23 protein-coding genes and 1 tRNA gene are annotated in these 24,305 nt (G+C 63.5%); 11 read left to right on the forward strand and 13 right to left on the reverse strand.

The features are described 5' to 3' along the window. The first annotated feature begins 26 nt into the window (after positions 1 to 26). Both recJ and LZ538_RS01685 read left to right on the forward strand, forming a co-directional pair. On the forward strand, positions 27 to 1,778 hold the full coding sequence (gene recJ, locus LZ538_RS01680) for a single-stranded-DNA-specific exonuclease RecJ (protein WP_249830267.1): 1,752 nt from the start codon (positions 27 to 29) through the stop codon (positions 1,776 to 1,778). 60 nt (positions 1,779 to 1,838) lie between these two features. Continuing rightward, positions 1,839 to 1,914 (forward strand) — tRNA-Glu (locus LZ538_RS01685). A 23-nt stretch (positions 1,915 to 1,937) separates the two neighbouring features. Here LZ538_RS01685 and LZ538_RS01690 read toward each other — a convergent pair. The 7 genes from LZ538_RS01690 to LZ538_RS01720 form a co-directional block, all read right to left on the reverse strand. After that, the gene (locus LZ538_RS01690; protein ID WP_249830268.1) at positions 1,938 to 2,489 is read right to left on the reverse strand and encodes a nuclear transport factor 2 family protein; all 552 of its coding nucleotides are present in this window, start codon (positions 2,487 to 2,489) and stop codon (positions 1,938 to 1,940) included. 174 nt (positions 2,490 to 2,663) lie between these two features. Further along, positions 2,664 to 4,727: an alkaline phosphatase D family protein gene (locus LZ538_RS01695; RefSeq protein ID WP_249830269.1), complete on the reverse strand. Its 2,064-nt coding sequence runs from the start codon at positions 4,725 to 4,727 to the stop codon at positions 2,664 to 2,666. 3 nt (positions 4,728 to 4,730) lie between these two features. Then, positions 4,731 to 5,576: an S-formylglutathione hydrolase gene (gene fghA / locus LZ538_RS01700; RefSeq protein WP_249830270.1), complete on the reverse strand. Its 846-nt coding sequence runs from the start codon at positions 5,574 to 5,576 to the stop codon at positions 4,731 to 4,733. Positions 5,577 to 5,578: 2 nt separating this feature from the next. Next, positions 5,579 to 5,965, reverse strand: a complete 387-nt coding sequence (locus tag LZ538_RS01705; RefSeq protein WP_249830271.1) for a VOC family protein — start codon at positions 5,963 to 5,965, stop codon at positions 5,579 to 5,581. An 11-nt stretch (positions 5,966 to 5,976) separates the two neighbouring features. After that, positions 5,977 to 6,333, reverse strand: coding sequence for a cupin domain-containing protein (locus tag LZ538_RS01710; RefSeq protein WP_249830272.1), 357 nt, complete (start codon positions 6,331 to 6,333; stop codon positions 5,977 to 5,979). Further along, positions 6,333 to 7,445 carry an S-(hydroxymethyl)glutathione dehydrogenase/class III alcohol dehydrogenase gene (locus tag LZ538_RS01715; RefSeq protein ID WP_249830273.1) on the reverse strand — a complete coding sequence of 371 codons (1,113 nt, stop codon included), beginning with the start codon at positions 7,443 to 7,445 and terminating at the stop codon, positions 6,333 to 6,335. Before LZ538_RS01715 ends, LZ538_RS01710 begins: the two co-directional genes overlap by 1 nt. 30 nt (positions 7,446 to 7,475) lie before the next feature. Next, positions 7,476 to 8,153, reverse strand: a complete 678-nt coding sequence (locus tag LZ538_RS01720) for a type 1 glutamine amidotransferase (protein ID WP_249830274.1) — start codon at positions 8,151 to 8,153, stop codon at positions 7,476 to 7,478. Positions 8,154 to 8,210: 57 nt separating this feature from the next. Here LZ538_RS01720 and LZ538_RS01725 point away from each other — a divergent pair, with 57 nt between their 5' ends. From LZ538_RS01725 to LZ538_RS01745, 5 genes are read left to right on the forward strand one after another with little or no spacing between them, the layout of a single operon-like run. After that, positions 8,211 to 8,975, forward strand: a complete 765-nt coding sequence (locus tag LZ538_RS01725) for an SDR family NAD(P)-dependent oxidoreductase (protein WP_249830275.1) — start codon at positions 8,211 to 8,213, stop codon at positions 8,973 to 8,975. Continuing rightward, a complete protein-coding gene (locus LZ538_RS01730) occupies positions 8,972 to 9,781 on the forward strand; it encodes an enoyl-CoA hydratase family protein (protein WP_249830276.1) in 810 nt (269 codons plus the stop codon). The genes LZ538_RS01725 and LZ538_RS01730 overlap by 4 nt, the downstream gene beginning before the upstream one ends. Next, positions 9,781 to 10,929 (forward strand): acyl-CoA dehydrogenase family protein, encoded by a 1,149-nt coding sequence (locus tag LZ538_RS01735; RefSeq protein ID WP_249830277.1) that lies wholly within the window; start codon positions 9,781 to 9,783, stop codon positions 10,927 to 10,929. Before LZ538_RS01730 ends, LZ538_RS01735 begins: the two co-directional genes overlap by 1 nt. Beyond that, positions 10,926 to 11,318, forward strand: coding sequence for a RidA family protein (locus LZ538_RS01740; protein ID WP_249830278.1), 393 nt, complete (start codon positions 10,926 to 10,928; stop codon positions 11,316 to 11,318). The genes LZ538_RS01735 and LZ538_RS01740 overlap by 4 nt, the downstream gene beginning before the upstream one ends. Further along, entirely contained in the window at positions 11,315 to 12,913 is a 1,599-nt protein-coding gene (locus tag LZ538_RS01745; protein WP_249830279.1) for an AMP-binding protein, read from the forward strand. The genes LZ538_RS01740 and LZ538_RS01745 overlap by 4 nt, the downstream gene beginning before the upstream one ends. Here LZ538_RS01745 and LZ538_RS01750 read toward each other — a convergent pair. The 4 genes from LZ538_RS01750 to mce all read right to left on the reverse strand — a co-directional run bounded on the left by LZ538_RS01750 (position 12,889) and on the right by mce (position 18,205). Continuing rightward, entirely contained in the window at positions 12,889 to 14,898 is a 2,010-nt protein-coding gene (locus LZ538_RS01750; RefSeq protein WP_249830280.1) for an ATP-binding protein, read from the reverse strand. The two genes, LZ538_RS01745 and LZ538_RS01750, sit on opposite strands and share 25 nt — an antisense overlap. 84 nt (positions 14,899 to 14,982) lie before the next feature. Beyond that, positions 14,983 to 17,118 (reverse strand): methylmalonyl-CoA mutase, encoded by a 2,136-nt coding sequence (gene scpA / locus LZ538_RS01755; RefSeq protein ID WP_249830281.1) that lies wholly within the window; start codon positions 17,116 to 17,118, stop codon positions 14,983 to 14,985. Positions 17,119 to 17,206: 88 nt separating this feature from the next. Further along, positions 17,207 to 17,788 carry an SOS response-associated peptidase gene (locus tag LZ538_RS01760; protein ID WP_249830282.1) on the reverse strand — a complete coding sequence of 194 codons (582 nt, stop codon included), beginning with the start codon at positions 17,786 to 17,788 and terminating at the stop codon, positions 17,207 to 17,209. A 3-nt stretch (positions 17,789 to 17,791) separates the two neighbouring features. Next, positions 17,792 to 18,205 (reverse strand): methylmalonyl-CoA epimerase, encoded by a 414-nt coding sequence (gene mce / locus LZ538_RS01765; protein ID WP_249830283.1) that lies wholly within the window; start codon positions 18,203 to 18,205, stop codon positions 17,792 to 17,794. 60 nt (positions 18,206 to 18,265) lie between these two features. On the opposite strand from mce, the gene LZ538_RS01770 reads away from it, so the two are divergent. Next, a complete protein-coding gene (locus tag LZ538_RS01770) occupies positions 18,266 to 18,574 on the forward strand; it encodes a GIY-YIG nuclease family protein (RefSeq protein WP_249830284.1) in 309 nt (102 codons plus the stop codon). Between the two features lie 58 nt (positions 18,575 to 18,632). On the opposite strand, the gene LZ538_RS01775 is transcribed toward LZ538_RS01770, so the two are convergent. Together LZ538_RS01775 and LZ538_RS01780 are read right to left on the reverse strand one after the other, a co-directional pair. Next, entirely contained in the window at positions 18,633 to 19,091 is a 459-nt protein-coding gene (locus tag LZ538_RS01775) for an OsmC family protein (protein ID WP_249830285.1), read from the reverse strand. A 7-nt stretch (positions 19,092 to 19,098) separates the two neighbouring features. Beyond that, complete coding sequence (locus LZ538_RS01780; RefSeq protein ID WP_249830286.1) at positions 19,099 to 20,631, reverse strand: acyl-CoA carboxylase subunit beta; 1,533 nt, start codon at positions 20,629 to 20,631, stop codon at positions 19,099 to 19,101. A gap of 311 nt (positions 20,632 to 20,942) precedes the next feature. On the opposite strand from LZ538_RS01780, the gene LZ538_RS01785 reads away from it, so the two are divergent. The 3 genes from LZ538_RS01785 to LZ538_RS01795 are packed head-to-tail and all read left to right on the forward strand — an operon-like array spanning position 20,943 to position 24,288. Further along, complete coding sequence (locus LZ538_RS01785; RefSeq protein WP_249830287.1) at positions 20,943 to 22,031, forward strand: glycosyltransferase; 1,089 nt, start codon at positions 20,943 to 20,945, stop codon at positions 22,029 to 22,031. Beyond that, a complete protein-coding gene (gene glf / locus LZ538_RS01790) occupies positions 22,028 to 23,200 on the forward strand; it encodes a UDP-galactopyranose mutase (RefSeq protein WP_249830288.1) in 1,173 nt (390 codons plus the stop codon). Before LZ538_RS01785 ends, glf begins: the two co-directional genes overlap by 4 nt. Positions 23,201 to 23,247: 47 nt before the next feature. Further along, positions 23,248 to 24,288: a glycoside hydrolase family 43 protein gene (locus LZ538_RS01795; protein WP_249830289.1), complete on the forward strand. Its 1,041-nt coding sequence runs from the start codon at positions 23,248 to 23,250 to the stop codon at positions 24,286 to 24,288. Positions 24,289 to 24,305: the final 17 nt, after the last annotated feature.

Here is a 24,305-nt window from a genome sequence, read left to right on the forward strand (position 1 = left end):
TCGGCCAGACATATTTTCGCTATCCTATGGTGGTGGCGCTCGACATCGAACGGTCCGTAACCGGCCAACCGTGGCGCTGGCGCAGGCCTGCTGAGGCAGGGCTTGGCATGGATGCGCTGGTCGATGAGCTTTTGCTCGCCCGCGGCGTAACCCGCGAGGACCTCCCTCGACACCGCGACCCGCGCATCCGCGACTTCCTGCCCGATCCATCCTGTTTCAAGGACATGGACAAAGGCGCGAAACGGCTCGCGGACGCTGTGCAGAACGGCGAGACGATCGCCATCTTCGGGGATTACGACGTCGACGGCGCGACCAGCTCCGCGCTGCTGGTGCTGCTCCTCCGACGCCTGGGCGTCGAAGCCGTCGTCTATATCCCGGACCGCCTGATGGAAGGCTACGGACCGTCCGGCAAAGCTCTCGTCGAGCTGAAGGCGCGCGGCGCAAGCGTTGCAATATGCGTGGACTGTGGCGCGCAGGCCTTCGACGCGCTCGATGAAGCACGCGCCGCCGATCTCGACGTCATCGTCGTCGACCATCATCAATGCGCGAGCCTGCTCCCGGTCGCCCACGCCCTGATCAACCCCAACCGCCTGGACGAGGGTGCTGACGGCGCCGCGCACGGTCACCTAGCCGCAGTCGGCATGGCCTTCCTGCTCTCCGTCGCGCTGATCCGCGAGTTGCGCAGCCGCGGCTTCTTCGAAGCGCTATCCGAACCCAAGATCCTTGACCTTCTCGACCTCGTGGCGCTCGGAACCGTGGCCGACGTCGCGCGCCTCAAGAGCCTCAATCGCGCCTTCGTGACGCAGGGTCTGAAAGTGATGGCCGCGCGCCAGAATCTCGGCATGTCGGCGTTGATCGAGGCATCGCGCCTGGTGAAACCGCCATCCTGCCGCGACCTCGGCTTTGCGCTCGGACCGCGGATCAATGCCGGCGGCCGCGTCGGCAAATCGGACCTCGGTGTGCGCCTCCTGACCTGCACCGACCCCGAGGAAGCGCGCACGATCGCCGCAGAGCTCGATCGACTAAACGAGGAGCGCCGCGCAATCGAGATGCTCGTATGCGAGCAGGCTGAAGCGCTGGCGAAAGAACAAGCGGACGCGCCCGTGATCACAGTCATGAGCGGAGGCTGGCATCAGGGCGTGATCGGTATCGTCGCCGGCCGGTTGAAGGAACGGTTTGGGCGTCCCGCACTGGTGATCGCCGAATGCGATGACGGAACAGGCAAGGGCTCGGGCCGATCGATCAGCGGCGTCGACCTTGGCGCAGCGGTGCTTGCGGCCAAGGACAGCGGCCTTCTGCTGGCCGGCGGAGGTCACGCGATGGCGGCCGGACTGACGCTGCCTGCCGGCGGCCTCCAGGCATTCAAGGAGTTCATCAACGAGCGGCTCGCCGCCGATGTCGAGAAAGCACGCGGCGACCGAGCGCTCCTGCTCGACGCGCTGCTCGCTCCGGGAGGTGTCGCCGCCGCGCTGTGCGACGCGCTGGACGCCGCTGGCCCCTATGGAGCGGGCTGGCCGAGCCCGCGGGTGGCGGCGGGCCCGGCAAGGCTGATCAAGACCGGCATCGTCGGCGATGGGCATGTCCGGGGCTTCGCTGCGGGCGACGACGGCAAAAGCTTCAAGTGGATCGCCTTCCGCAGTGCTGGAACCGACCTGGGCCAGGCTTTGCTGTCCTCGCCTACCGATGCGCGCTGGTGGCTCGCCGGCACGATCAAGCGCGATGAGTGGAACGGCGGAAACTACGCCGAGATGCACCTCGAAGACGCCGCGCCTGCCTGATGCTGAGCGGTCGCTTGACCGATTTCGCACCCTCGCCTAACGGGCATCGGCTCGCTGAGCGGCCCCATCGTCTAGCGGTCTAGGACGTCGCCCTTTCACGGCGAAAACACGGGTTCGAGTCCCGTTGGGGTCACCAATGCCGCTGGCGAGATGGATCTCTCATTCCATCCACTTGCCGGGGACACATCCTGCGACTGGCTGCGCATGACGCGCGGGCATCTCCGCCGAGCGGGGGTATTCGTAGGAATAAAGCACGCTGAGGATACGCCAGTTGCCGTCCACCTTCACCATCTGCCAGTTTTCGAGACCCCAATTGGTGACCTTGCAGTTCATGGTGAAATCATAGGCGAAGTTGACGCTTGCTAGCTTGCCGTCGGTGACGATCTCTGGATCGTAGAATCGCTCGGCAATCGGAATGTGCCGCATGCGTTCGTTGGCGAACAAGGTGAATGCACCGGATGGATATACCGGTGGAATAACCTTCCCCAGGTCCTTACTTTCGCCGTTGCGGACCTCGGGACGAGCGATGCTCCTCCACACAATCTCGCCATCGTGAAACAGAGCCTTCATGGTCTCGGCGTCGCGCGTGCGGATCGCCGTATCGAACCTGTCCATCACCTTCAGGATCGCTGCTTGGTCGTCATTCACCTCTGCGCTTGCGGCCATTGGAAATGCGAGGATAACTGCGGTGAAAATGAGCCTCCTATTCATTTGAGCGCACCTAACAATTAGATGACTGGCCGCGTTTCTGGAAGTTTCCGACCCGGAAGGGTCCGAACAACGCCACCCGAAAAATCGAGCGTATTAAAGGGATTGCGGGCGACAATGCTTTGTTCGACGGACGGCGCTTTCCGCCGATGAAGCGCGATCGGTCTTCAGATCCTATCAGAGCCCTAAGCCAGGATCGCCTTCCAGGACTTGCTGAACAAGCTGGGGCTGTTCGCCAGGACGCCACAGCTTTGCGGTATGGACAATGCGATACCGCAGAGGTCCGCCGTCCGGGGTCGCCGCGCGCGCGATAGGCCGCGGAATGCAGACGAACTCGGTCCGCATCTCCTGCCCGTCGACCCGCACCGTCGCATAGCCATGACCGCCGATGTCCACGAACTTCAGGTGCGGTGCCACGTCGGGATTGGACAGGGCCAGCGCCTTGGCCCGATCGAAGGATTTCCCATATTCGAAGCAGGGCCGAACGCCGTGCCTCAGCATCATGTTGTATGTTGACTCAGGTCTGGCCGCACCCGGCTTGTCGGCCAGGTATAGCGGCCGGAATTTATCATCCTTCTTGATCACATACTCGTTCGCTTCGCCTCCGCCCACGCTCGACATGGACCCGCCAGTGAAGCTCAGGCCGATGGGTTCAAACTTCCCGGGCGGCAACTGCGCGGAGGCGTAACCGGCCCAGAAGCTGTGGAGGTCGCCGGAAACGATTGCGAAACCGGTGATCTTGGCATCGCGGACCAGGTCGTAAATCTCGCCGCGCTCGACCCAAGCACTGCCGAAATCCCCGCCCTGTACGTTGGCGAACCGGCCCGCCGGCCATTTTTGCTTCGTCAGCCCGGCCGGAAAATTTTCCGGATCGGCGCGCTGCTCCAGCGTACATTGCGAGCTGCCCCAGATCTTCCAGGTCGCGCCGGAGTTACGCAGGCGATCCTTGAACCACGCTTTCTGCGTGCCTCCGAGGATCGTCTGCGGCGGCTTGTCCTTGTTGGGGTTAGGGACCTTTGTTCCGTTGAATTCCAGCTCGACCGGGGGATTGCCGCCGTTGTACGCACGTCCGCCGTCGAGCGCCTGAAGCAAGTCGTCGGGGAACATCCCGTAATCGGCCCAATCGGCAAGTTTGTCAGTTGACGACTCTTCGAACGGGTTTGGTCCGCGATAGCTGCGCTCATCGGTAAGCAAGAGATCGAGGTGGCGGCCATAGCGCAGCGCCCGGTAGATGATCAGGCTGTTGATCGCGGCGATATTGTTCGGCTCGAGGCCCAGGCCGTCGTCGGCGAACTTCTCGATTTTCACGTTTTTCACCGGAACCGAACCGAACTCTTCGAAGGATCCGCTTGGTGCCTTCACTCGCGCCGGTATGTTCTCGAACCAGGCCTGGTTGGCAGCGACCTTGATGGTCTGCGCGGGCTGCTCAATTGACGGCGCTTTCAGGATGCTCTGCCAACCCTGCCACGAGAATTCATGATTGTCCCAAGTGCACACAAACGGCCAGCGGGCGCGTGCATCCTGCAGGTCGGGATCGGCGAGAAAGCCTTTCCACACTGCGCGATATCCCTCGAGCGTCGTAGGGAGATGGTAGGTGCGGACTTTCAGCGAGTCCGGAATGCGCGCGACTTCATAGAGTTTCCGGTCGAAGCGGGGCTTCCCTTCCCCTGGATATTGCACGACCTCGTAGATGAAATCGCCAAGGTGCAGGACGAAATCGAGCTGGTCCCGGGGTTGCGCCCGCTCATCCTCGAAGATCATACGGCGGTAGCCGTTAAGCTTGCTTTCGTTGACATCCTGGCAGCTAACGAACGCGAAATTGACCGGACGGGCGTCGTTAGCGTTTGGCGCCGTTTTCGTGCGGCCGACGCGGCTGCCGTTCCCTTCGGAATCGGTGAAGCGGTACCAATAGACGTGGGCGGGCTTCAGCTTGCCGACGAGCACCCTCGTGGTCCAATCCGAAGCCGACGACACCGGCGCGGGAGCAGTCGCGACAACACGGCGGAACGCCTCGTCTTCGGCGACTTCCACGATCAGGACCTTGCGGCCTTCGCTTTGATACGGGCGCCTCGTCCACAGGATCACGCTGTTCGAGTCGGGATCGCCCGAAGCAACGCCTTCGGGATAGTATTGCCGGTTTTCACGCCAGTTCGTGCGGGAGGCATGTACCCTTCCGCTCCATGCCAGGCTGGCGCCCATCGCCGCCGCTAACTGAACGAACTCGCGGCGGTTGAGCGTCATGACCTATCCCCTTTTCAGTCTCTCCGCGTGCCAGCGCAGGTGCTCGGCCATGAAGGTCGAGATGAAATAATAGCTGTGATCGTATCCGGGCTGCCGGCGCAGCGTCAGGTCGATCCCGGCCTTCGCGCAGGATTGCTCCAGCAACTCAGGGCGCAATTCATTTTCGATGAACGTGTCGCTCGTTCCGACATCGACGAGGATTTCATCGACGCGCGCGCCATCTTCGATCAGCGCGACCGCATCATGCTTGCGCCAGGCGGCCCGATCTTCGCCGAGATAGCCGCCCAACGCCTTCTGGCCCCAGGGCACTTGCGACGGCGCTACGATCGGCGCGAACGCCGATACGCTTCGAAAACGACCGGGATGGCGCAGCGCGACGGTCAGCGCCCCATGACCGCCCATCGAATGGCCGGTGATCCCCTGTCGGGTCATGTCCGCGGCAAACTCGGAGCCGACCAGCTGCGGAAGCTCTTCGGTGACATAGGTCCACATGCGGTAATTGCGCGCATAAGGCTCTTGCGTCGCGTCGACATAGAACCCCGCTCCCAGGCCGAAGTCATACGCACCTTGGGGATCGTCGGGAACGCCGTCGCCGCGCGGACTCGTGTCGGGCGCTACGAAGATGAGACCGTGCTCGGCGCAGGCTGCACGACACTCCCCCTTTTCGGTCACGTTGGCATGGGTGCACGTGAGGCCGGAAAGGTACCAGACAACTGGGCGTTTCTCACCAGCTTCGGCTTGCGGCGGCAGGAAAATCGAGAAGGTCATGTCGGACGACGTCGCCGCCGACGCATGCTTCACGACCAGCTGACGCCCGCCATGAGCCTTGTTTTCGCTGACGATTTCCATGCTTATTGGTCGGCAGGAACCCGATAGAAACCACAAAGCTTGTTGCCGTCAGGGTCGCGCAGGTAAGCCAGGTACATCTTGCCGAACCCCGCATCGCGCAGCCCCGGCGGATCCTCGCAGGACGCGCCCCCATTCGCGACGCCGGCAGCGTGCCAGGCGTCGACCTGCTCTGGACTTTCAGCGCGAAATCCAATCGTCGAACCGTTGCCGTGGCTGCACGGCTCGCCGTTCAGCGGCTGCCCGATGCCGAGCGACCCCTCACGCGTCATCCACCAGTCGGACTTTCCGAAATCCTGTCCGGGCTTGATCCCGAGCGCCCCGAGAGTGGCGTCGTAAAACTTCTTCGACCGCTCGCGGTCGCTGCACCCAAGCATCACATGGCTGAACATCGTTCCCTCCGTCAGATTGCCACAGCGGCGCTTTGCGGCGATCCTTCGCCGACATTGTGCGTGCCGCTGGGCTCAATGTTGATCATCTTGACCTCGCCGTGGCGCGCGACCGGCCGATGCTCGACACCGCGCGGTACGACGAAGACCTCTCCCGGTCCCAAGGTCACCGTGCGGTCGCGCAATTCGATGTCCAGGAGACCATCCAGCACCAGGAAGAAATCGTCGGTGTCCTCATGGCTGTGCCAGACGAACTCGCCGTCGACTTTCACGATGCGGATATCGTTGCCGTTATACTCGGCGACGATGCGCGGCGCCCAGTGATCGGAGAAAGTGTCGAACGTTTCCGGCAGATTGACCTTGTCGCGCATCAGTAAACGACCACGCTGCGGATGCTCTCGCCCGCGTGCATCAGGTCGAAGCCCTTATTGATTTCGTCCAATGTCAGCACGTGCGTGATCATTGGGTCGATCGCGATCTTCCCATCCATGTACATATCGACGATCTTGGGCACGTCGGTCCGGCCCTTCGCTCCGCCGAATGCCGTGCCGCGCCAGTTGCGCCCGGTAACGAGCTGGAATGGACGCGTAGCGATTTCCTTGCCGGCTTCGGCAACGCCGATGATGACGCTCGTGCCCCACCCGCGATGGCAGCATTCCAAGGCTGTGCGCATGACTTCCGTATTGCCCGTGGCGTCGAAGCTGTAATCCGCCCCGCCGTCGGTCATCTCGACGATCTTGGCGACGATGTCTTCCCGGCTCATGCCCTTGGTGTTGAGGAAGTCGGTCATTCCGAACTGGCGACCCCATTCCTCCCGGTCAGGATTGATGTCGATGCCGACGATCCTGTTCGCGCCCGCAAGCCTGGCGCCCTGAATGACGTTGAGGCCTATGCCGCCGAGGCCGAACACGACGACATTGTCGCCCGGCTGCACCTTGGCGGTGTTCATCACCGCGCCGACGCCCGTGGTTACTCCGCAGCCGATGTAGCAGCTGGTCTTGAACGGGGCGTCCTCGCGGATCTTTGCGACCGCGATCTCAGGCAGCACCGTGAAGTTCGAGAAGGTCGAGCAGCCCATGTAATGGTAGATGGTCTCGCCCTTATACGAGAAGCGGCTGGTGCCGTCTGGCATCAGGCCTTTTCCCTGCGTCGCGCGGATCGCCGTGCAAAGGTTGGTCTTGCCGCTCAGGCACGACTTACACTTGCCGCATTCTGGCGTGTACAACGGAATGACGTGATCACCGGGCTTCACGCTGGTGACGCCCTGGCCGATTTCGCGAACGACCCCTGCGCCTTCATGCCCTAGGATGGAAGGGAAGATCCCTTCACTGTCGAAGCCGTCGAGGGTGTAGGCATCGGTATGGCAGATGCCCGTCGCCATGATCTCGACAAGGACTTCGCCCTGCTTCGGTCCTTCGAGGTCGACTTCGACGATCTCGAGCGGCTTCTTGGCTTCGAATGCGACGGCGGCGCGGGTCTTCATGAGTCGGGATCCCCCTGATGTTGCGGCTGCCTATGCCTCCAAGAAGCGCCGTATCCAACCGCCAACCCGCTCGCTGTCGTTTGGCGCGCCGAGCGACGCTATCGCGCCGGCCGGATCAGAAACCCGATCGTGGCGCTCGGCTATCAACGCCTTGGCGAACTCGGGCGTGAACTCCGGGTGGAACTGGAAGGAAATGGCGGGACGGTCGGTCCAGGCGAGACCGGCATAAGGCGTGAAGTCGGATGATAATGTGATCCCCGTGTTCGGCGGCTGCAGGACCACCTGATCCTGGTGCGATGCGGGTTCGGCGATTTCAGCGACACTATCCATCCAGGGTTCTACCCGATCCACCCTATATCGGTGCAGGCCCGTCCCCCAGCCCTTCTCCGATTTCTCGACATGGCCGCCGAGGGCCTGAGCCATCACCTGGTGCCCGAAGCAGATCCCGACCATCTTCGCCCGGTCGGCCGCGCGAATGAACTCCAGCAGCGGCTCGATCCAGGGGAGAGGGTCGTAGACACCCGCCGGGGAGCCAGTGAGCAGATAGGCGGCGTGCGCCTGGGGTTCCGGCACGTGGCCTGCCTGAACATCGAAGCTTTCAACTTCGAACCCCGGTCCAAGCAGCCGCCCGAACATGGCGGGATAATCGCCGAAACGGTGGACGAGATCGCCGGGCGGCCGGCCCGTCTCCAGGATCGCGAGCTTCATGCGGCGCGCCTTGCCACCTCATGGCCGTTCCGCCAATGCTGATCCGAAAGGAAAGCTATGCCGAACTGGCTCGAAGGGCGTCACGCGCTGATCACCGGTGGTGGAACGGGCATCGGGGCTTCCGCCGCGACCCATCTGCACGCAGCCGGAGCGAAGATTACGGTCACGGGCCGTCGGCCCGAGCCTCTCGAGACAATCCGCAAGATCGTGAACGGCGCTGCCGTCCAATGCGACGTCACCGATAGAGAGCAAATCGTGCGTGCGTTCGACCAAGCCCGCGCAGCGAACGGTCCGATCGAAATGCTGATCGTGAACGCGGGGATCGCGGAGAGCGCACCCTTCCACAAGATGAAGCGCGAAAGCTGGGACCGGATCATCGCCACCAATCTCACCGCGGCCTTCGATTGTGCCCAGGCGGCGTTGTCGGACCTTCTCAAGAGCGACAGTGGCCGGCTGATCTTCGTCGCTTCCGTCGCAAGTCTGCGCGGCGTGCCTTATGCCGCTCACTATGCCGCATCGAAGCATGGCCTGCTCGGACTGATGCGAAGTCTCGCGGCGGAATATGCGAAGACGAACCTCACCGTGAACGCGGTCTGCCCCGGCTATGTCGACACGCCGATGACCGACCAGTCGGTCGCTCGGGTTTCCGAGATAACGGGGCGCAGCGAAGGCGATGCGCGCTCGGCGATCACCAACATGAACGCAAGTGGTCGCCTCGTTGACCCGGACGGCATCGGAACGATGATCATGACTCTGTGCCTTCCGCAGAGCCGCGACATCAATGGGGCGGCGGTCACGATCGACGGGGGCACGAGCGCTTGACCTTCGACCCGACGACCTTCGCGCCAACGCATTTCCTTTGGGAATTCGCCGACGGCGTCGCCACGATCACGCTCAACCGTCCGGAGCGCAAGAACCCGCTCACCTTCGACAGCTACGACGAGCTTCGCGACGCCTTCCATGCGCTAGACAAATGCCGGGCCGTAAAGGCCGTCGTCGTTACCGGCGCCGGCGGCAACTTCTGCTCGGGCGGAGATGTGCACGAGATCATCGGCCCGCTCACCAAGATGAATGAGCGCGGCCTGCTCGATTTCACGCACATGACCGGCGATCTGGTTCGCGCGATGCGTTCCTGCCCTCAGCCGATCGTGGCCGCGGTTGAAGGCGTTTGCGCTGGCGCCGGAGCGATCATCGCCATGGCGTCCGACCTGCGCATTGCCGCGCCGAGCGCGAAGACCGCGTTCCTGTTCGTACGCGTGGGCCTGAGCGGCGCGGACATGGGCGCCTGTGCGATCCTTCCCCGGATCATAGGCCAGGGTCGTGCGGCAGAGCTTCTCTTCACCGGGCGCAACATGACCGCGGACGAGGGTTTCGCCTGGGGATTCTGGAACCGCCTGTCGGAGAATGTGCTTGCGGATGCGCAGTCGCTAGGCCGCGAGCTCGCAAGGGGGCCGAGCATTGCGCATGCCGTGACCAAGAAGCAGCTCGATGCCGAATGGCACGTCTCGATCGAGCAGGCGATTGAGATGGAAGCGCGCGCCCAGGCGCACTGCATGCAGACCAGGGACTTCCATCGCGCATACGAAGCCTTCGCGGCGAAGCGCATGCCAGAGTTTCAGGGCGACTGATGACCGATCGTGGATTCCTCTCTTGGCCCTTCTTCGAAGAGCGCCATCGGGAGCTCGCTTCCGCGCTCGAAGAGTGGTGCGAGAAGAACATCCACGACGCCCATGCAGCCGATGCGGACGAAGCATGCCGAAGCCTTGTCACCGAACTTGGGCGCGCCGGCTTCCTGAAGCTCACCGTCGGCGACGCCGACCGCAGGCCGGACGTTCGAAGCCTCGCATTGTCTCGCGAAACACTGGCCAGGCATCATGGCCTCGCCGATTTCGCCTTTGCGATGCAAGGCTTGGGCTCAGGTGCGATCTCGCTGTTCGGCACGATCGAGCAGAAGCGCGAATGGCTGCCGCGCGTCGCAAGCGGCGAAGCAATCGCGGCCTTTGCGATGACCGAGCCCGAATGCGGGTCGGATGCCGCGAACATGGCCACCTCGGCCATGCGCGACGGCAACGAATGGGTGATCGTCGGCGAGAAGACACTCATTTCCAATGGCGGCATTGCAGACTTCTACGTGACCTTTGCGCGCACCGGAGAAGGCGAAGGCGCGCGCGGGCTGTCGGCGTTCATCGTTCCCGCGGAGGCGGTCAGCGTCGAGGAGCGTATAGAGACGATCGCGCCCCATCCGCTCGCGCGGCTCAAGTATGACAATGTGCGGATCCCTGCGAACGCCATCATCGGCGAGCCCGGCGAAGGCTTCCGCATCGGCATGGAGACGCTCAACCTCTTCCGCGTGACGGTCGGTGCCGCCGCGCTGGGCTTCGCTCGCAGGGCGCTCGACGAGGCGCTCGTCTTTGCCCGCGACCGCCGCCTCGGCAGCGCTACCCTGGCCGACAATGCGGTGACGCAGGCGAAGCTCGCCGACATGGCGCTCGCAGTCGATGCATCCGCACTGCTGATCTACCGCGCTGCATGGCAGCAGGACGTCGGCGGCGCCGACCATCGCCGCGCCGCGGCCATGGCCAAGCTTCATGCTACCGAAGCCGCGCAGAAAGTGATCGACGACGCGGTGCAGATGCATGGTGGAGCCGGGGTCACGAGGGGCGTGAAGGTCGAAGAGCTCTATCGCGAAATACGCGCGCTGCGCATCTACGAAGGCGCAAGCGAAGTGCAGCGTCAGATCATCGCGAAGGACTTGCTGAAGGAGGCTCGCCAATGAAGATCCTGCAGCCGCCGGGCTGGCCCCGGCCCAAGGGCTATTCGAACGGCATTTCGGCCAAGGGGCGGATGGTCTTCACGGCCGGCATCGTAGGCTGGGACGAGCATGAGGCCTTTCCGGAATATACGCTGCATGGGCAGTTCACGCGCGCGCTCCGGAACACGCTCGCGATCCTCGCCGAGGACGGCGCGGGCCCGGAGCATATCGTGCGCATGACCTGCTACGTCACCGACCGGCACGAATATGTCGTCTCGCGCGATGAGATCGGCGCCGCGTGGCGCGAGCTGATGGGCAAGAATTTTCCGACGATGGCGCTGATCGAGGTGAAGAGCCTTCTGGAAAGCGCGGCAAAGGTCGAGATCGAAACGACGGCGGTGGTGCCTGAGTGAGAGACACGTTCGTCGAAGATCGATTGCCGCCTGCGGAGCTTCTTCCGGAATTCCGTTTCGCCCTGCCCGAGCTGCAATATCCAGAGCGATTGAACGCTGCTGCGGAGCTGCTGAAGGGCGGCGCGCCGGATGCGCTTGCGGTCATCAACGACCATGGCCGCTGGACCTACGCGGAGCTCGACGCTTTCAGCGGGCGCATCGCTCGCCTGCTGGTCGACGAGCACGGGCTCATTCCCGGCAATCGCGTCCTGTTGCGCGGCCCCAATTGCGCGACGATGTTCGCCGCGTGGCTCGGCGTGCTGAAGGCCGGCGGCGTGGTGGTCGCGACAATGCCTTTGCTTCGCCCGGGCGAGATCGCGACGGTGATCGAGCGCGCCGCGATCAGCCACGCGATCGTCGACAGCCGGTTCATCGGCGACTTCCGCGAGGGGGTCGAGCAGACCCACTTCGTCAAGCACATCGTCAAATATGACGGCGATTACGGGAAGGGCGAGCTGGAAACCCGCGCCGCTCCGCTGAAACCGCTTCCTGCGGTAGACACAGGCCGCGACGACCCATGCATCATCGCCTTCACCAGCGGCACCACCGGCGTGCCCAAGGGCTGCGTTCAGTTCCACCGCGATGTGCTTGGCCCCTGCGACAGCTTCGCGAAGCATCTGGTCGGTCCGAAGCCCGGTGACGTCTTCCTCACCAGCGCGCCGATGGCCTTCACCTTCGGGCTCGGCATCACGCCGATGTTCCCGCTGCGCTTCGGCGCGGCATGCGCGACGATCGAGCAGGGCGGGCCGGATAAATTGCTCGACGCGATTTCCAAGTTCGGGGTCACCCACCTCGGCACAGCGCCTACCGCCTACAAGGCGATGCTGTCGCAGCCGAAGCTCGACGATGCGCTGAAGACCCTTCGCTATTGCATCTCCGCCGGCGAACACCTTCCCGAAGCAACCTGGCGCGCGTGGAAGGATCGGACGGGCGTCGCGATCACCGACGGCATCGGTTCGACCGAGATGATGCATATCTTCGTATCCGCCGCGGGCGACGACATCCGCCCCGGCTCAACCGGCAAGGCGGTGCCGGGATACGAAGCGACCGTGTTGGATGCGGACGGCAAGCCGATGGACGAGGGCGTCGGCCGCCTGGCGATCAAGGGCCCCACCGGCTGCCGTTACCTCGATGACCCGCGTCAGCGCGACTACGTCGTCAACGGCTGGAACGTCACCGGCGACACCTACCGCAAGGACGCCGACGGCTACTTCTGGTACCTCGCGCGCAGCGACGACATGATCGTCAGCTCGGGCTACAATATCGGCGCTCCCGAGGTTGAGAATGCGCTCCTGTCGCACCCCGCCGTCGCCGAATGCGCGGTGATCGGCGTGCCCTGCCCGGAGCGCGGGCAGAAGGTAAAGGCGTTCGTAGTGCTTGCAGCGGATGCGACCCCGTCGGAGGAACTCGTCGCGGAGCTGCAGGGGCACGCCAAGGCGCAGATCGTCCCCTACAAATATCCGCGCGAAATCGAGTTCGTGACTGCGCTCCCGAAGACCGCGACGGGCAAGCTCAGGCGAAGCGAACTTCGCTACTCAAATTCGACGATGACCTGATCGACCGCGAGGCTGTCGCCTGCCTTCGCGGGCGTCGCCTTGACCGTCGCCGCCTTGGGCGCGCGGAGAATATTCTCCATCTTCATCGCTTCCATCACCGCGATCGGCTGGCCTGGCTCGACCTTGTCGCCGACCGCAACGTCCAGCTTGGTCAGAAGCCCCGGCATCGGCGCGATCAGCAGCCGCGACAGATCCGGCGGCGCCTTCTCGATCATATGCTTCGCAAGCTCGGCAACGTGCGGAGGAACGACCACGACGCGATGGCTCGCGCCTCGCGTCTGTAGCTCCCACGCGCGGCCGGAGCGGCGCACCTGCACGGTGCGAAGCCGGCCGTCGACGGTGACGGTCAAAAGCCGCTGCCCGGGCGTCCAGCGGCCGACGATGTCGACCAGGTCGCCGTCATCCGTAACCGCGAGCGTCCCGCCCTTGTACGGCTTTATCCGCACCTTGTGATCCGCGCCGGCGATGCGGACGATCCGCTCGCACGGGAAATCGGGGCGCTCACCGAGCTGGTCGCTGATCTCCGCCGCGCGCTCGTCAGTGATGACCGAGACCATGCCCGCGATCGCGGTCAGGTCCGCGATCAGTTGCTCGTCCGCCGGAGCGCCCTCGAACCCTTCGGGATATTCCTCGGCGATGAAATTGGTCGTGATGTTGCCGTCGCGGAAGCGCGGGTGCTGCATCAGCGCCGAGAGGAAGTCGACGTTGTCGCTGATGCCGTCGATCACGAACTGGTCGAGCGCTGCGACCTGCGCGTCGATGGCTTCGATCCGCGTCGGCGCGTGCGTGATCAGCTTGGCGATCATCGGATCGTAGAACATGCTGACTTCGCCGCCGTCCTGGACGCCGTCGTCGACGCGGACGACGAGATCGTCCTCGCGGACCTGCTTCGAAGGCCAGTAGCGGATCAGCCGCCCCGTGCTCGGCAGGAAGTGGCGGTATGGATCTTCGGCATAAACGCGCGTCTCGACTGCCCAGCCGCCGAGCTTCACATCGTCCTGTCCGAACTTGAGCTTCTCGCCCGCCGCGACACGAATCATCTGTTCGACAAGGTCGAGGCCTGTCACTTCCTCGGTCACCGGATGCTCCACCTGCAGCCGGGTGTTCATCTCGAGAAAGTAGAAGCTCTTGCCGGTCGTATCGGCGCCGGAGACGATCAGTTCGACCGTACCGGCGGAATAATATCCGACCGCCCGCGCCAACGCGACCGCCTGCTCGCCCATCGCCTTCCGCATTTCGGGCGTGACGAACGGCGATGGCGCTTCCTCGACCACCTTCTGGTGGCGGCGCTGGATCGAGCATTCGCGCTCGCCCAAATAGAGGATGTTGCCGTGCTGGTCGCCAAGCAGCCGAATCTCGATGTGGCGCGGCTGCTCGATGAACTTCTCGATGAAGACACGGTCGTCGCCGAAGCTGTTGAGGCCCTCGCGCTTTACACTGTCGAAGCCCTCGCGAACGTCCTTCTCGTTCCAGGCGAGGCGCATGCCTTTGCCGCCGCCGCCGGCCGAGGCCTTCATCATCACCGGGAAGCCGATGTCCTTGGCAATCTTCAGCGCCTCGCCGGTCGTCGCGATATCGCCGAGATAGCCCGGGACGATGTTCACGCCCGCTTTCTGCGCGAGCTTCTTGGACTCGATCTTGTCGCCCATTGCGGCGATCGCCTTGGGCGGCGGGCCGATAAAGGCGATGCCGGCTTTCTCCAGCGCCTTGGCGAAGGTCGTTCGCTCGGACAGGAAGCCATAGCCCGGGTGCACCGCCTCAGCGCCGGTCGCCTTGCAAGCGTCGATGATCAGCTCGGCCTTGAGGTAGGATTCGGACGCCGGTGGCGGGCCGAGGCGGACGGCTTCGTCCGCCATCTTCACATGCGGCGCGCGAGCGTCTGCGTCGGAATAGACCGCGACGGTCTTGACGCCCATCCGCCGCGCGGTGCGGATCACCCGGCACGCAATCTCCCCGCGATTGGCGATCAGGATCTTCTTAAACACGGGCGCCTTGTACCCCGGCGAAGGCCGGGGTCCAGTCCAACGAGCAAAGTCTGGATTCCGGCCTCCGCCGGAATACGGGCCAACTCACTCCGCCGCCTCGTCGAGCGGCGGACGATTGTGACCGAGCAGGCGCAGCACCTCGTCGGCAGCGTCGGCGAGGTTGGTGCCGGGACCGAAGATCGCCTGCACGCCCGCAGCGCGGAGCATTGCATAATCCTGCGGCGGGATGACGCCGCCCGCGACCACCTTGATGTCGGCGCGACCCATGTCCTTCAGCGCCTCGATCATCTCCGGGATCAATGTCCGGTGCCCGGCGGCGAGCGAGCTTGCGCCGACGACGTCGACGTCATTCTCGATGGCCATCTGCGCGGTTTCGCGCGGGGTCTGGAACAACGGCCCGGGGATCACCTCGAAGCCGAGGTCGGTAAACGCCGACGACACGAGGTTCGCACCGCGGTCGTGGCCGTCCTGGCCCATCTTGGCGACCATGATGCGGGGCTTGCGGCCCAGGCGCCCGGCAACAGCCTCAGTCGCTTCGACCGCTGCCATCCAGCCACCGTCCTTCCGCGCAGCGCCGTAGATTCCGCTCACCGGCTGCGGCTTGGTCCCGTAGCGGCCGAAAGCCCGCTCAAGCGCATCGGAGATCTCGCCGAGCGTGCAGCGCACGCGGGCCGCGTCGACGCTCAAGGCAAGCAGGTTGCCCTCGCCCCGCGCGCCAGATTCGAGCGCATCCAGCGCGGCCCGGACTTTCTCCTCGTTGCGGCTGGCCCGAACCTTTTCGATCTTGGCGATCTGGGATGCGCGCACCTTCGCATTGTCGACCTCAAGGATGTCTACCGCGGGCTCGTCCTTCAGCCGGTAGCGGTTGACGCCGACGATCACCGTCTCGCCCGTGTCGACCTTCGCCGCGCGCGCCGCCGCGGCTTCCTCGATCCGGTGCTTGGGCAGCCCTTCCGCGACCGCCTTCGTCATCCCGCCATGCTCTTCGACTTCCTGGATCAAGGCCCAGGCCTTATCCTCCAGCTCGCGCGTCAATCTCTCAACGTAGAAGCTGCCTCCGAGCGGATCGGCGACCGCCGTCACGCCGCTCTCCTCAGCGAGGATCAGCTGCGTGTTGCGGGCGATGCGTGCGCTGAAATCGGTGGGCAGCGCAATCGCCTCGTCGAAGCTGTTGGTGTGGAGCGACTGGGTGCCGCCCAACACCGCGGCGAGCGCCTCGATGGTGGTGCGGATGATGTTGTTGTACGGGTCCTGCTCGGTGAGGCTGACGCCCGACGTCTGGCAGTGGGTGCGGAGCATTTTCGACCGGTCGTTCTTGGCGCCGAGATCGGTCATGATCCGGTGCCACAAAGTGCGCGCGGCGCGCAGCTTCGCGATCTCCATGAACAGGTTCATGCCGATGCCGAAGAAGAAGCTTAGGCGAGGCGCAAAATCGTCAATGTCGAGCCCATCGGCCTTAGCGCAGCGAACATATTCCATGCCGTCGGCGAGCGTGTAGGCGAGCTCCTGCACCGCCGTCGCTCCCGCCTCGTGCATGTGATAGCCGGAGATGGAGATCGAATTGAACTTCGGCATCTCGGCCGCGCAATAGCCGATGATATCACTGACGATCCGCATCGAGGGCTCGGGCGGGTAGATGTAGGTGTTCCGGACCGCGAACTCTTTCAGGATGTCGTTCTGGATCGTGCCGGTGAGCTTGTCGTGGCCGACGCCCTGCTCCTCGCCGGCGACGATGAAGAAGGCCATGACCGGAAGCACCGCCCCGTTCATGGTCATGCTGACCGACATCTCGCCGAGCGGGATGCCGTCGAAGAGCAATTTCATGTCCTCGACGGTATCGATCGCAACGCCCGCCATTCCGACGTCGCCGGCGACGCGCGGGTTGTCGCTGTCGTAGCCGCGGTGGGTGGCGAGGTCGAAGGCGACGCTGAGGCCCTTCTGCCCCGCCGCGAGGTTACGGCGGTAGAAGGCATTGGACTCCTCGGCGGTCGAAAAGCCGGCGTACTGCCGGATCGTCCAGGGCCGGCCCGCGTACATGGTCGCGTAGGGCCCGCGTGTAAAAGGCGCGAGGCCTGGATAACCGCTGTCGATGCCGCCCGCCGCATCGGGTCCGTAGACCGTCTCTAGCCTGATGCCCTCGAACGTCTCGCGCGACAGGTCCTTCCCGCGCGATTCCTTCGCGGCGAGGGTTTCCCAGTCCTGGCGCTTGTCAGAGGTCATATGCGGCACCCGTGTACCCCGGCGAAGCCGGGGGTCCAGTCAAAAGAGCAAAGTCGGGGCTCCTGCCTTTACAGGAGCACAGGTTCAATCAGCAGATTTGCTCAACGTCCAAACTGCCCGCGGGAAGCGGACTGCAAAGTTCGGCAGCGGGCACTGTCGGATCCAGCCACGCGCCGAAATCGTCGGGGGCGAGCACGACGATCTGGCGGTTGTGATAGGGCTGCACGTCCTCTCCGGGCTCGGTCGTCAGCATCGTGAACGCCTCGCCGACCTGCGGATCGGTGCGCCACAAGCCCGCGATCGCGAACTGGTTCGCGTCCTTCATCGTGAAGCGCCATTTGTGCTTGCGCTTGGCCTTGGGGTCCTCCGGCTTGGTGAATTCGAAGAAACTATCCGCGATGATCAGGCAGCGGCCGCTTCCGAATTCCCGCCCGTCGGAGCGGAAGTTGAACACTGGCTTTCCCCCCGGCGCGGGCCAGCTCCAGCGCCTCACCACAAGGTCGAAATCGCCATCGTCGGCGACGCGCACGATCGGCCCGGGATCGGTGATCGCGACCTCGCGAGGCTGGAGGTTCGGGACGCCTTCAGGAAAGCGCAGCGGAATCTGGATGTCGCGGAACAATTGCGCGACCTCGTCCACCGATTTGGACTGCGTGTAGAGGTTGCACACGGGCTAGTGCGCCGGCGTTTCCATGATTTCGGTCAGAACGCCGCCCATGTCCTTGGGGTGGACGAAGAAGACGAGCGTCCCGTGCGCGCCGATGCGCGGCTCGCCCAGGACACGCGCGCCCTTCGCCTCGAATTCGGCCTTGGCTGCGTGGATCTCCGGCACTTCGAAGCAGACATGATGCTGACCGCCGAGCGGGTTCTTCTCGAGGAACTTCACGATCGGGCTATTCTCGCCAAGCGGCTCGATCAGCTCGATCTGGCTGTTCGGCGTGTCGACGAAGCAGACGCGCACGCCCTGCGCGGGAAGGTCGAAGGCAGGCCCGTGCGGCTCCGCGCCGAACATGTCGCGGTAAAGCTCGAGGCTCTGCTCGATCGACGGCGTCGCAACGCCGACATGGTTGAGGCGGCCTAGTTTCATGAACTTACTCCGTCATGCTGAACTTGTTTCAGCATCCATTCCTTCGCATGCACTGCCGCCGTGAAACAGCCGTGCGTCTACATGCTTGCCAGTCAGGAATATGGGACGCTTTACGTCGGCGTCACCTCCGACCTGATCGCGCGACTCTATCAGCACCGAACCGGCGGTGTGAAGGGATTCACAGCAAGGTATGGCGTAAATAGGCTCGTGCGGTTCGAGCAATTCGAGACGATGCTCGATGCCATCTCAAGAGAGAAGCAGCTCAAGCGGTGGCATCGTCAGTGGAAGATCAACCTCATAGAGAGCGAGAATCCGCGGTGGGCGGATTTAGCTCCTAGCTTGGGCCTGCCGCCGCTTCCGTCACCCTGAGCTCGCTTCGTTTTCACTCTCGGCAATGGATGCTGAAACAAGTTCAGCATGACATTGCCTAAGACTCGACCGTAACCTCGGTCGTCACAGAGTTGGCGATGAAGCAGGCTTCGTGCGCGCGGTGGTGCAGGTCGGCGATGTCCGCTTCGTCGGGCGTGCCGCCGTGCCAGATGATGCGCGGACGCAGGGTTACGCGGGTGATCGCAATCTTCCCGGCGCCGTTCTTCTCCATCACGCCCTCGGCCTCGTCGTGATAGCTGTCGACCGTCCACCCGTCGCGCCGGGCGAAATCCAGGAAGAACAGCATGTGGCAGGAGGCCAGCGAGGCGACGAACGCTTCTTCGGGATCGACGCCCTTCGGATCGTTCCACGGTGCGGGGACGACATGCGGGCTGGGACTTGCCGGAACCACCGCGCCGCCGTCGAACGCCCATTCGTGCGCGCGGCTATACTGACCTTTGGTGAAGTCCCCATCGCCGGTGCGGTGCCAGTGAATCGAGGCGCTGTAGGTGCTCATGACTGCCTCACAGCGGAATGTTGTCGTGCTTCTTCCACGGGTTCTCGAGCTGCTTGTTGCGCAGCTTTCGCAGGCCCATCGCCACGCGCCGTCTCGTCGAATGCGGCATGATCACCTCGTCGATGAAGCCCTTGCTCGCCGCCACGAAGGGGTTGGCGAAGCGTTCCTCATATTCGGCGGTCCGCTTGGCGATCTCTTCCGGATTGTCGGCGTCCTTGCGGAAGATGATCTCGACCGCGCCTTTGGCGCCCATCACCGCGATCTCGGCGGTCGGCCAGGCATAGTTCAAGTCGCCGCGAAGATGCTTGGAGGCCATGACGTCGTACGCCCCGCCATAGGCTTTGCGGGTGATGACTGTGATCTTCGGCACCGTCGCCTCGGCATAAGCGAAAAGCAGTTTCGCGCCATGCTTGATGATCCCGTGATGCTCCTGCCCGACGCCCGGCAGGAAGCCCGGCACGTCGACGAAGGTCAGGATCGGGATGTCGAAGGCGTCGCAGAAACGAACGAAGCGCGCCGCTTTCTTCGAAGAATTGATGTCGAGCACGCCCGCAAGCACCATCGGCTGGTTGGCGACGATGCCGACGGTTCGCCCTTCGATCCGAATGAAGCCGACGAGGATGTTCGGGGCATGATTGGGCTGGATCTCGAAGAAATCGCCTTCGTCCGCGACCTTCCGGATCAGCTCATGCATGTCATAGGGTTGGTTGGCCGACGGCGGGATAAGGGTGTCGAGGCTGTCCTCGATCCGGTCGACCGGATCGTCGCACGGCCGCTCCGGCAGGTCGTGGCGGTTCGACAAGGGCAGGAAGTCCACGAACTCGCGGGTCGCGATCAGCGCGTCGATGTCATTCTCGAACGCCACATCAGCGACCCCGGACCTTGTCGTGTGGGTGACGGCGCCGCCCAGCTCCTCCTGGGTGACGATCTCATTGGTGACGGTCTTCACCACGTCCGGCCCGGTGACGAACATGTAGGAGCTGTCCTTCACCATGAAGATGAAGTCGGTCATCGCTGGTGAATAGACGGCACCGCCCGCGCATGGCCCCATGATCAGGCTGATCTGCGGGATGACCCCCGACGCGAGCACGTTGCGCTGGAACACCTCGGCATAGCCGGCGAGGCTGGCGACGCCCTCCTGTATGCGAGCGCCGCCGCTGTCGTTGAGGCCGATCAGTGGCGCCCCGACCTTCATCGCCATGTCCATGACCTTGCAGATTTTCTCGGCATGGCGCTCGGAGAGCGAACCGCCAAAGACCGTGAAGTCCTGCGCGAAAACATATACAAGGCGACCGTTGATAGTGCCCGAGCCGGTGACGACTCCATCGCCCGGGACCTTCTGCTTTTCCATGCCGAAGTCGGAGCAATTGTGCTCGACGAACATGTCATATTCCTCGAAGCTGCCGGGATCGAGCAGCACCGAAATGCGCTCGCGGGCGGTCAGCCGCCCTTTGGAATGCTGGGCCGCGATCCGCTTCTCGCCGCCGCCAAGGCGGGCGAGCTCACGGCGCTTTTCGAGCTCTTCAATGGTCGTCGCCAAGCCTGTTTCTCCTCGGCGTTATCCCTTCCACAGCCCCGCTTGGCGCGTCAATCGGTCACCTCGGCGAATGTTGCGCCGCACAACAGCAGGAATCGCCCTAATTTCGATCAGTGTTGCGGAACCGGAATGGCCGCTGCCCCGTTCATCCATTGGGTTTCCAACAGCAAGAGGTAGAACCAGAAATGCTGACTCGCGTCGGGGTGCCAGTTGACCGTGTAGCCGAGCCCTCGGTCCCGGATCAGCACCCTACAACTTTGATCTGTTTTTCGCACCTGCGGTGGGACTTCGTGTTCCAGCGTCCGCAGCATCTGATGAGCCGCTTTGTGAGGGACATGGAGGTTATCTTCTGGGAGGAACCGATCGAAATCGGACCGAAGGAAACATCCTACCTCAAAGTTCGCGAGGCTGAAGGCGTCGCGAATTTGCGGATCGTCGTCCCCCACCTTCCCGAAGGCATGCCGGAGGACGCCCGCGAAGCGACCCTGAAGCGCCTGCTCGATGCGCATCTTTCGACCATTAAGGGTCGGTTGGTCTCCTGGTATTACACGCCCATGATGCTGCCATTCTCGCGGCATATCGAGGCAGACGCCGTCGTGTTCGATGCGATGGACGAGCTCAGCAAGTTCAAGTTTGCGCCGACCAAGCTGCTCGATCTGGAGCAGGAGCTGATCGACAAGGCAGACGTCGTGTTCACGGGCGGGTCGAGCCTCTTCGAGGCGAAGAAGGACCGCCATCGCAGCGTCCACTGCTTCCCTTCTTCAGTCGACCGCACGCACTTCGCGAAAGCGCGCGCCCAGATGTTCGATCCTGCGGACCAAGAGGACCTGTCGCGTCCGCGCCTCGGCTTTTACGGCGTGGTCGATGAGCGCTTCGATATCGAGCTACTCGACCGGGTTGCCGCGATGCGCCCGAACTGGTCGTTCGTGATGGTCGGTCCGGTGGTCAAGATCAGCGAGGACGAGCTGCCGCGCCGGCACAACATCTGTTACCTCGGTGGAAAGACGTATGAGCAGCTCCCCGCTTATCTGTCCGGCTGGGACGTCGCCCTGATGCCGTTCGCGATGAACGAATCGACCCAGTTCATCTCGCCGACCAAGACTCCTGAATATTTGGCCGGCGGGAAGCCGGTGGTCTCGACTCCGATCAAGGACGTCGTGCGCCACTATGGGCACCTCCAGGGCGTCCAGATCGCCTCGACGCCCGAGGAATTCGTCGCCGGGTGTGAGAAGGCGCTCGAGCTTTCGCGAAATCCAGAAAGCGGATGGCTCGCCGAAGCCGACCTGATGCTTTCCGCGACCAGTTGGGACACGACGCAGGCGCGCATGGCCGGCCTCATCGCCGAGGTTCTCGGCGAGCCGGCAGCGACACGCTCTTCCGCCTTGCTCGTGGCGGCAGAATGACCGGCGAAAATCGCGGCACCAGCCGCTACGATTATCTGGTCGTCGGGGCCGGCTTCGCTGGCTCCGTGATCTCCGAGCGCCTTGCTTCACAGCATGGCGCGCGCGTCCTGCTGATCGACCGCCGCCCGCACATTGGCGGAAACGCTTACGACGAGCCAAATGAGGCCGGGATCCTCTACCACAAATACGGCCCGCACATCTTTCACACGAACAGCGACCAGGTCGTGGACTACCTCTCGCAATTCACCGAGTGGCGGCCCTACGAACATCGCGTTCGCGCGGTCGTGCGCAACAAGCTGGTGCCGATCCCGATCAACCGGACCACGCTCAACAAGCTGTTCGATCTCGACCTCGAGACCGACGAGGAAGCGGCCGAATATCTGGCATCGCGCGCAGATCCAGTTGCCGACATCCAGACGTCCGAAGACGTCGTCATCAATGCGGTCGGCCGCGAGCTCTACGAGCTGTTCTTCCAGGGCTACACCCGCAAGCAATGGGGGCTCGACCCAAGCGAGCTCGACAAGTCGGTGACGGCGCGCATCCCGACGCGGACCAACACCGACGATCGCTATTTCACCGATACGTTCCAGGCCATGCCGCGCGACGGCTACACTGCCATGTTCGAACGAATCCTCGACCATCCGCTGATCGAGGTTCGGACCGGCGTCGATTTTCGTGAATTCAAGGATCGCGCGCACGAGATCGCCGACCACGTCGTCTACACGGGACCGATCGACGAATATTTTGATCACCGCTTCGGCAAGCTGCCCTACCGCAGCCTGAAGTTCGATCACCAGACGCTTCAGCAGGACCGGTTCCAGGAGACCGGAACCGTCAATTACCCCTCGCCCGAAGTGCCTTACACCCGGATCAGCGAATACAAGCATCTGACGGGCCAAGAATCCGACGTCACCACGGTGACCTACGAATATCCGTCGGCAGAGGGCGATCCTTATTATCCCATCCCGCGCCCCGAGAATCAGGAGCTATTCAAACGTTACGAGGCGCTTGCGGACGCTACCGAGAATGTGACGTTCGTCGGCCGCCTCGCGACCTATCGCTATTACAATATGGATCAAATCGTCGGGCAGGCGCTCGCGACCTTCCGGCGCATCGACGAGCGCAAGCAGCGTGACGGGCTTCAGCCGGCGGCCGTTGCCGCGGAATAGCAACGTTCCCGCTTCCCCGTCGCCCGCGCGAGCAATATGTGCGGGCCATGGCTGCATCGCTTGATTCTCCCGGCGTTGCCGAGCCGGCGGCGAATGGCGTGTCGGTCCCGGCAGCGAGATCCTACGTCAATCCAGTCCTGGACGAGGATTTCCCAGACCCGGCAGTCGTCCACGCCTACGACGGCTATTATTACGCTTACGCGACGCAGACACTGCGCGAGGGCAAATGGATCAACATCCAGGTCGCGCGCTCGTCTGACCTGGTTCACTGGCAGCATCTCGGGGATGCACTGCCGGACAAGCCCGCGTGGGCCCAGGGCACGCAGGATTTCTGGGCACCTTACGTGCTCAAGGACGGCGACCGCTACCTGATGTATTATTCGGCGACGCCCGATCTTTGTGACGTCCCCGAGCGAGGACATTGCCTCGCCATCGCAAGCTCCTTGTCTCCGGCGGGTCCGTTCGTCGACATCGGCCTCCCGCTGCTTCTGGGCATGGGGTTCGAATATATCGACCCGATGGTCTTCGATGACCCAGTCAGCGGCAAAAGATACCTCTACTGGGGATCGGGATTCCAGCCGATCAAGGTGCAGGAACTCGCCGATGACCACATGTCATTCGCGCCGGGCAGCGAGCCGGTCGACGTCATATGGCCGAACCCGATCGAGGGCGCATTCCCGCGCCTCGTGGAGGCCGCCTGGGTCGTGCACCACGACGAATATTATTACATCTTCTACTCGGGCGATAATTGCTGCGGGCCGGACGCGGAATATGGCGTCATGGTAGCCCGGTCTCGCGAGCCCACAGGACCGTTTGAGACCCTCGAGGAAGCCCGGGGCATCCCCCACAGCCTGATGCTCTTCAAAAGCGATCGCTGGCTAGCGCCCGGACATAATTGCATCGTGACCGACGCCGCGGGCGAGACCTGGATCATTTATCACGCGATCGACGTAAACCGGCCCCGCCAGCGCCAGGAAGATGAGATCAACAGCCGCCGGATCATGCTTATCGACCGCATCCAGTGGCGCGACGGATGGCCGTTCGTCGGCACTCCCTCCGAGGATCCTCAGGCCGCGCCGGTGACTTGAACAACCGTCGCCGCGGC

The organism is Sphingomonas hankyongi (genome assembly GCF_023516575.1).
Lineage (GTDB): Bacteria > Pseudomonadota > Alphaproteobacteria > Sphingomonadales > Sphingomonadaceae > Sphingomicrobium > Sphingomicrobium hankyongi.

Bases quoted from the DNA above. Each gene is read 5' to 3' on its own strand.
- LZ538_RS01710 (WP_249830272.1), bottom strand. From the start codon at position 6,333: ATGCGCGACAAGGTCAATCTGCCGGAAACGTTCGACACTTTCTCCGAT.
- LZ538_RS01690 (WP_249830268.1), bottom strand. From the start codon at position 2,489: ATGAATAGGAGGCTCATTTTCACCGCAGTTATCCTCGCATTTCCAATG.
- mce (WP_249830283.1), bottom strand. From the start codon at position 18,205: ATGAAACTAGGCCGCCTCAACCATGTCGGCGTTGCGACGCCGTCGATC.
- LZ538_RS01695 (WP_249830269.1), bottom strand. From the start codon at position 4,727: ATGACGCTCAACCGCCGCGAGTTCGTTCAGTTAGCGGCGGCGATGGGC.
- glf (WP_249830288.1), top strand. From the start codon at position 22,028: ATGACCGGCGAAAATCGCGGCACCAGCCGCTACGATTATCTGGTCGTC.
- fghA (WP_249830270.1), bottom strand. From the start codon at position 5,576: ATGGAAATCGTCAGCGAAAACAAGGCTCATGGCGGGCGTCAGCTGGTC.
- LZ538_RS01795 (WP_249830289.1), top strand. From the start codon at position 23,248: ATGGCTGCATCGCTTGATTCTCCCGGCGTTGCCGAGCCGGCGGCGAAT.
- scpA (WP_249830281.1), bottom strand. From the start codon at position 17,118: ATGACCTCTGACAAGCGCCAGGACTGGGAAACCCTCGCCGCGAAGGAA.
- LZ538_RS01705 (WP_249830271.1), bottom strand. From the start codon at position 5,965: ATGTTCAGCCATGTGATGCTTGGGTGCAGCGACCGCGAGCGGTCGAAG.
- LZ538_RS01785 (WP_249830287.1), top strand. From the start codon at position 20,943: ATGAGCCGCTTTGTGAGGGACATGGAGGTTATCTTCTGGGAGGAACCG.
- LZ538_RS01740 (WP_249830278.1), top strand. From the start codon at position 10,926: ATGAAGATCCTGCAGCCGCCGGGCTGGCCCCGGCCCAAGGGCTATTCG.
- LZ538_RS01715 (WP_249830273.1), bottom strand. From the start codon at position 7,445: ATGAAGACCCGCGCCGCCGTCGCATTCGAAGCCAAGAAGCCGCTCGAG.
- LZ538_RS01725 (WP_249830275.1), top strand. From the start codon at position 8,211: ATGCCGAACTGGCTCGAAGGGCGTCACGCGCTGATCACCGGTGGTGGA.
- LZ538_RS01775 (WP_249830285.1), bottom strand. From the start codon at position 19,091: ATGAGCACCTACAGCGCCTCGATTCACTGGCACCGCACCGGCGATGGG.
- recJ (WP_249830267.1), top strand. From the start codon at position 27: ATGGTGGTGGCGCTCGACATCGAACGGTCCGTAACCGGCCAACCGTGG.
- LZ538_RS01720 (WP_249830274.1), bottom strand. From the start codon at position 8,153: ATGAAGCTCGCGATCCTGGAGACGGGCCGGCCGCCCGGCGATCTCGTC.
- LZ538_RS01735 (WP_249830277.1), top strand. From the start codon at position 9,781: ATGACCGATCGTGGATTCCTCTCTTGGCCCTTCTTCGAAGAGCGCCAT.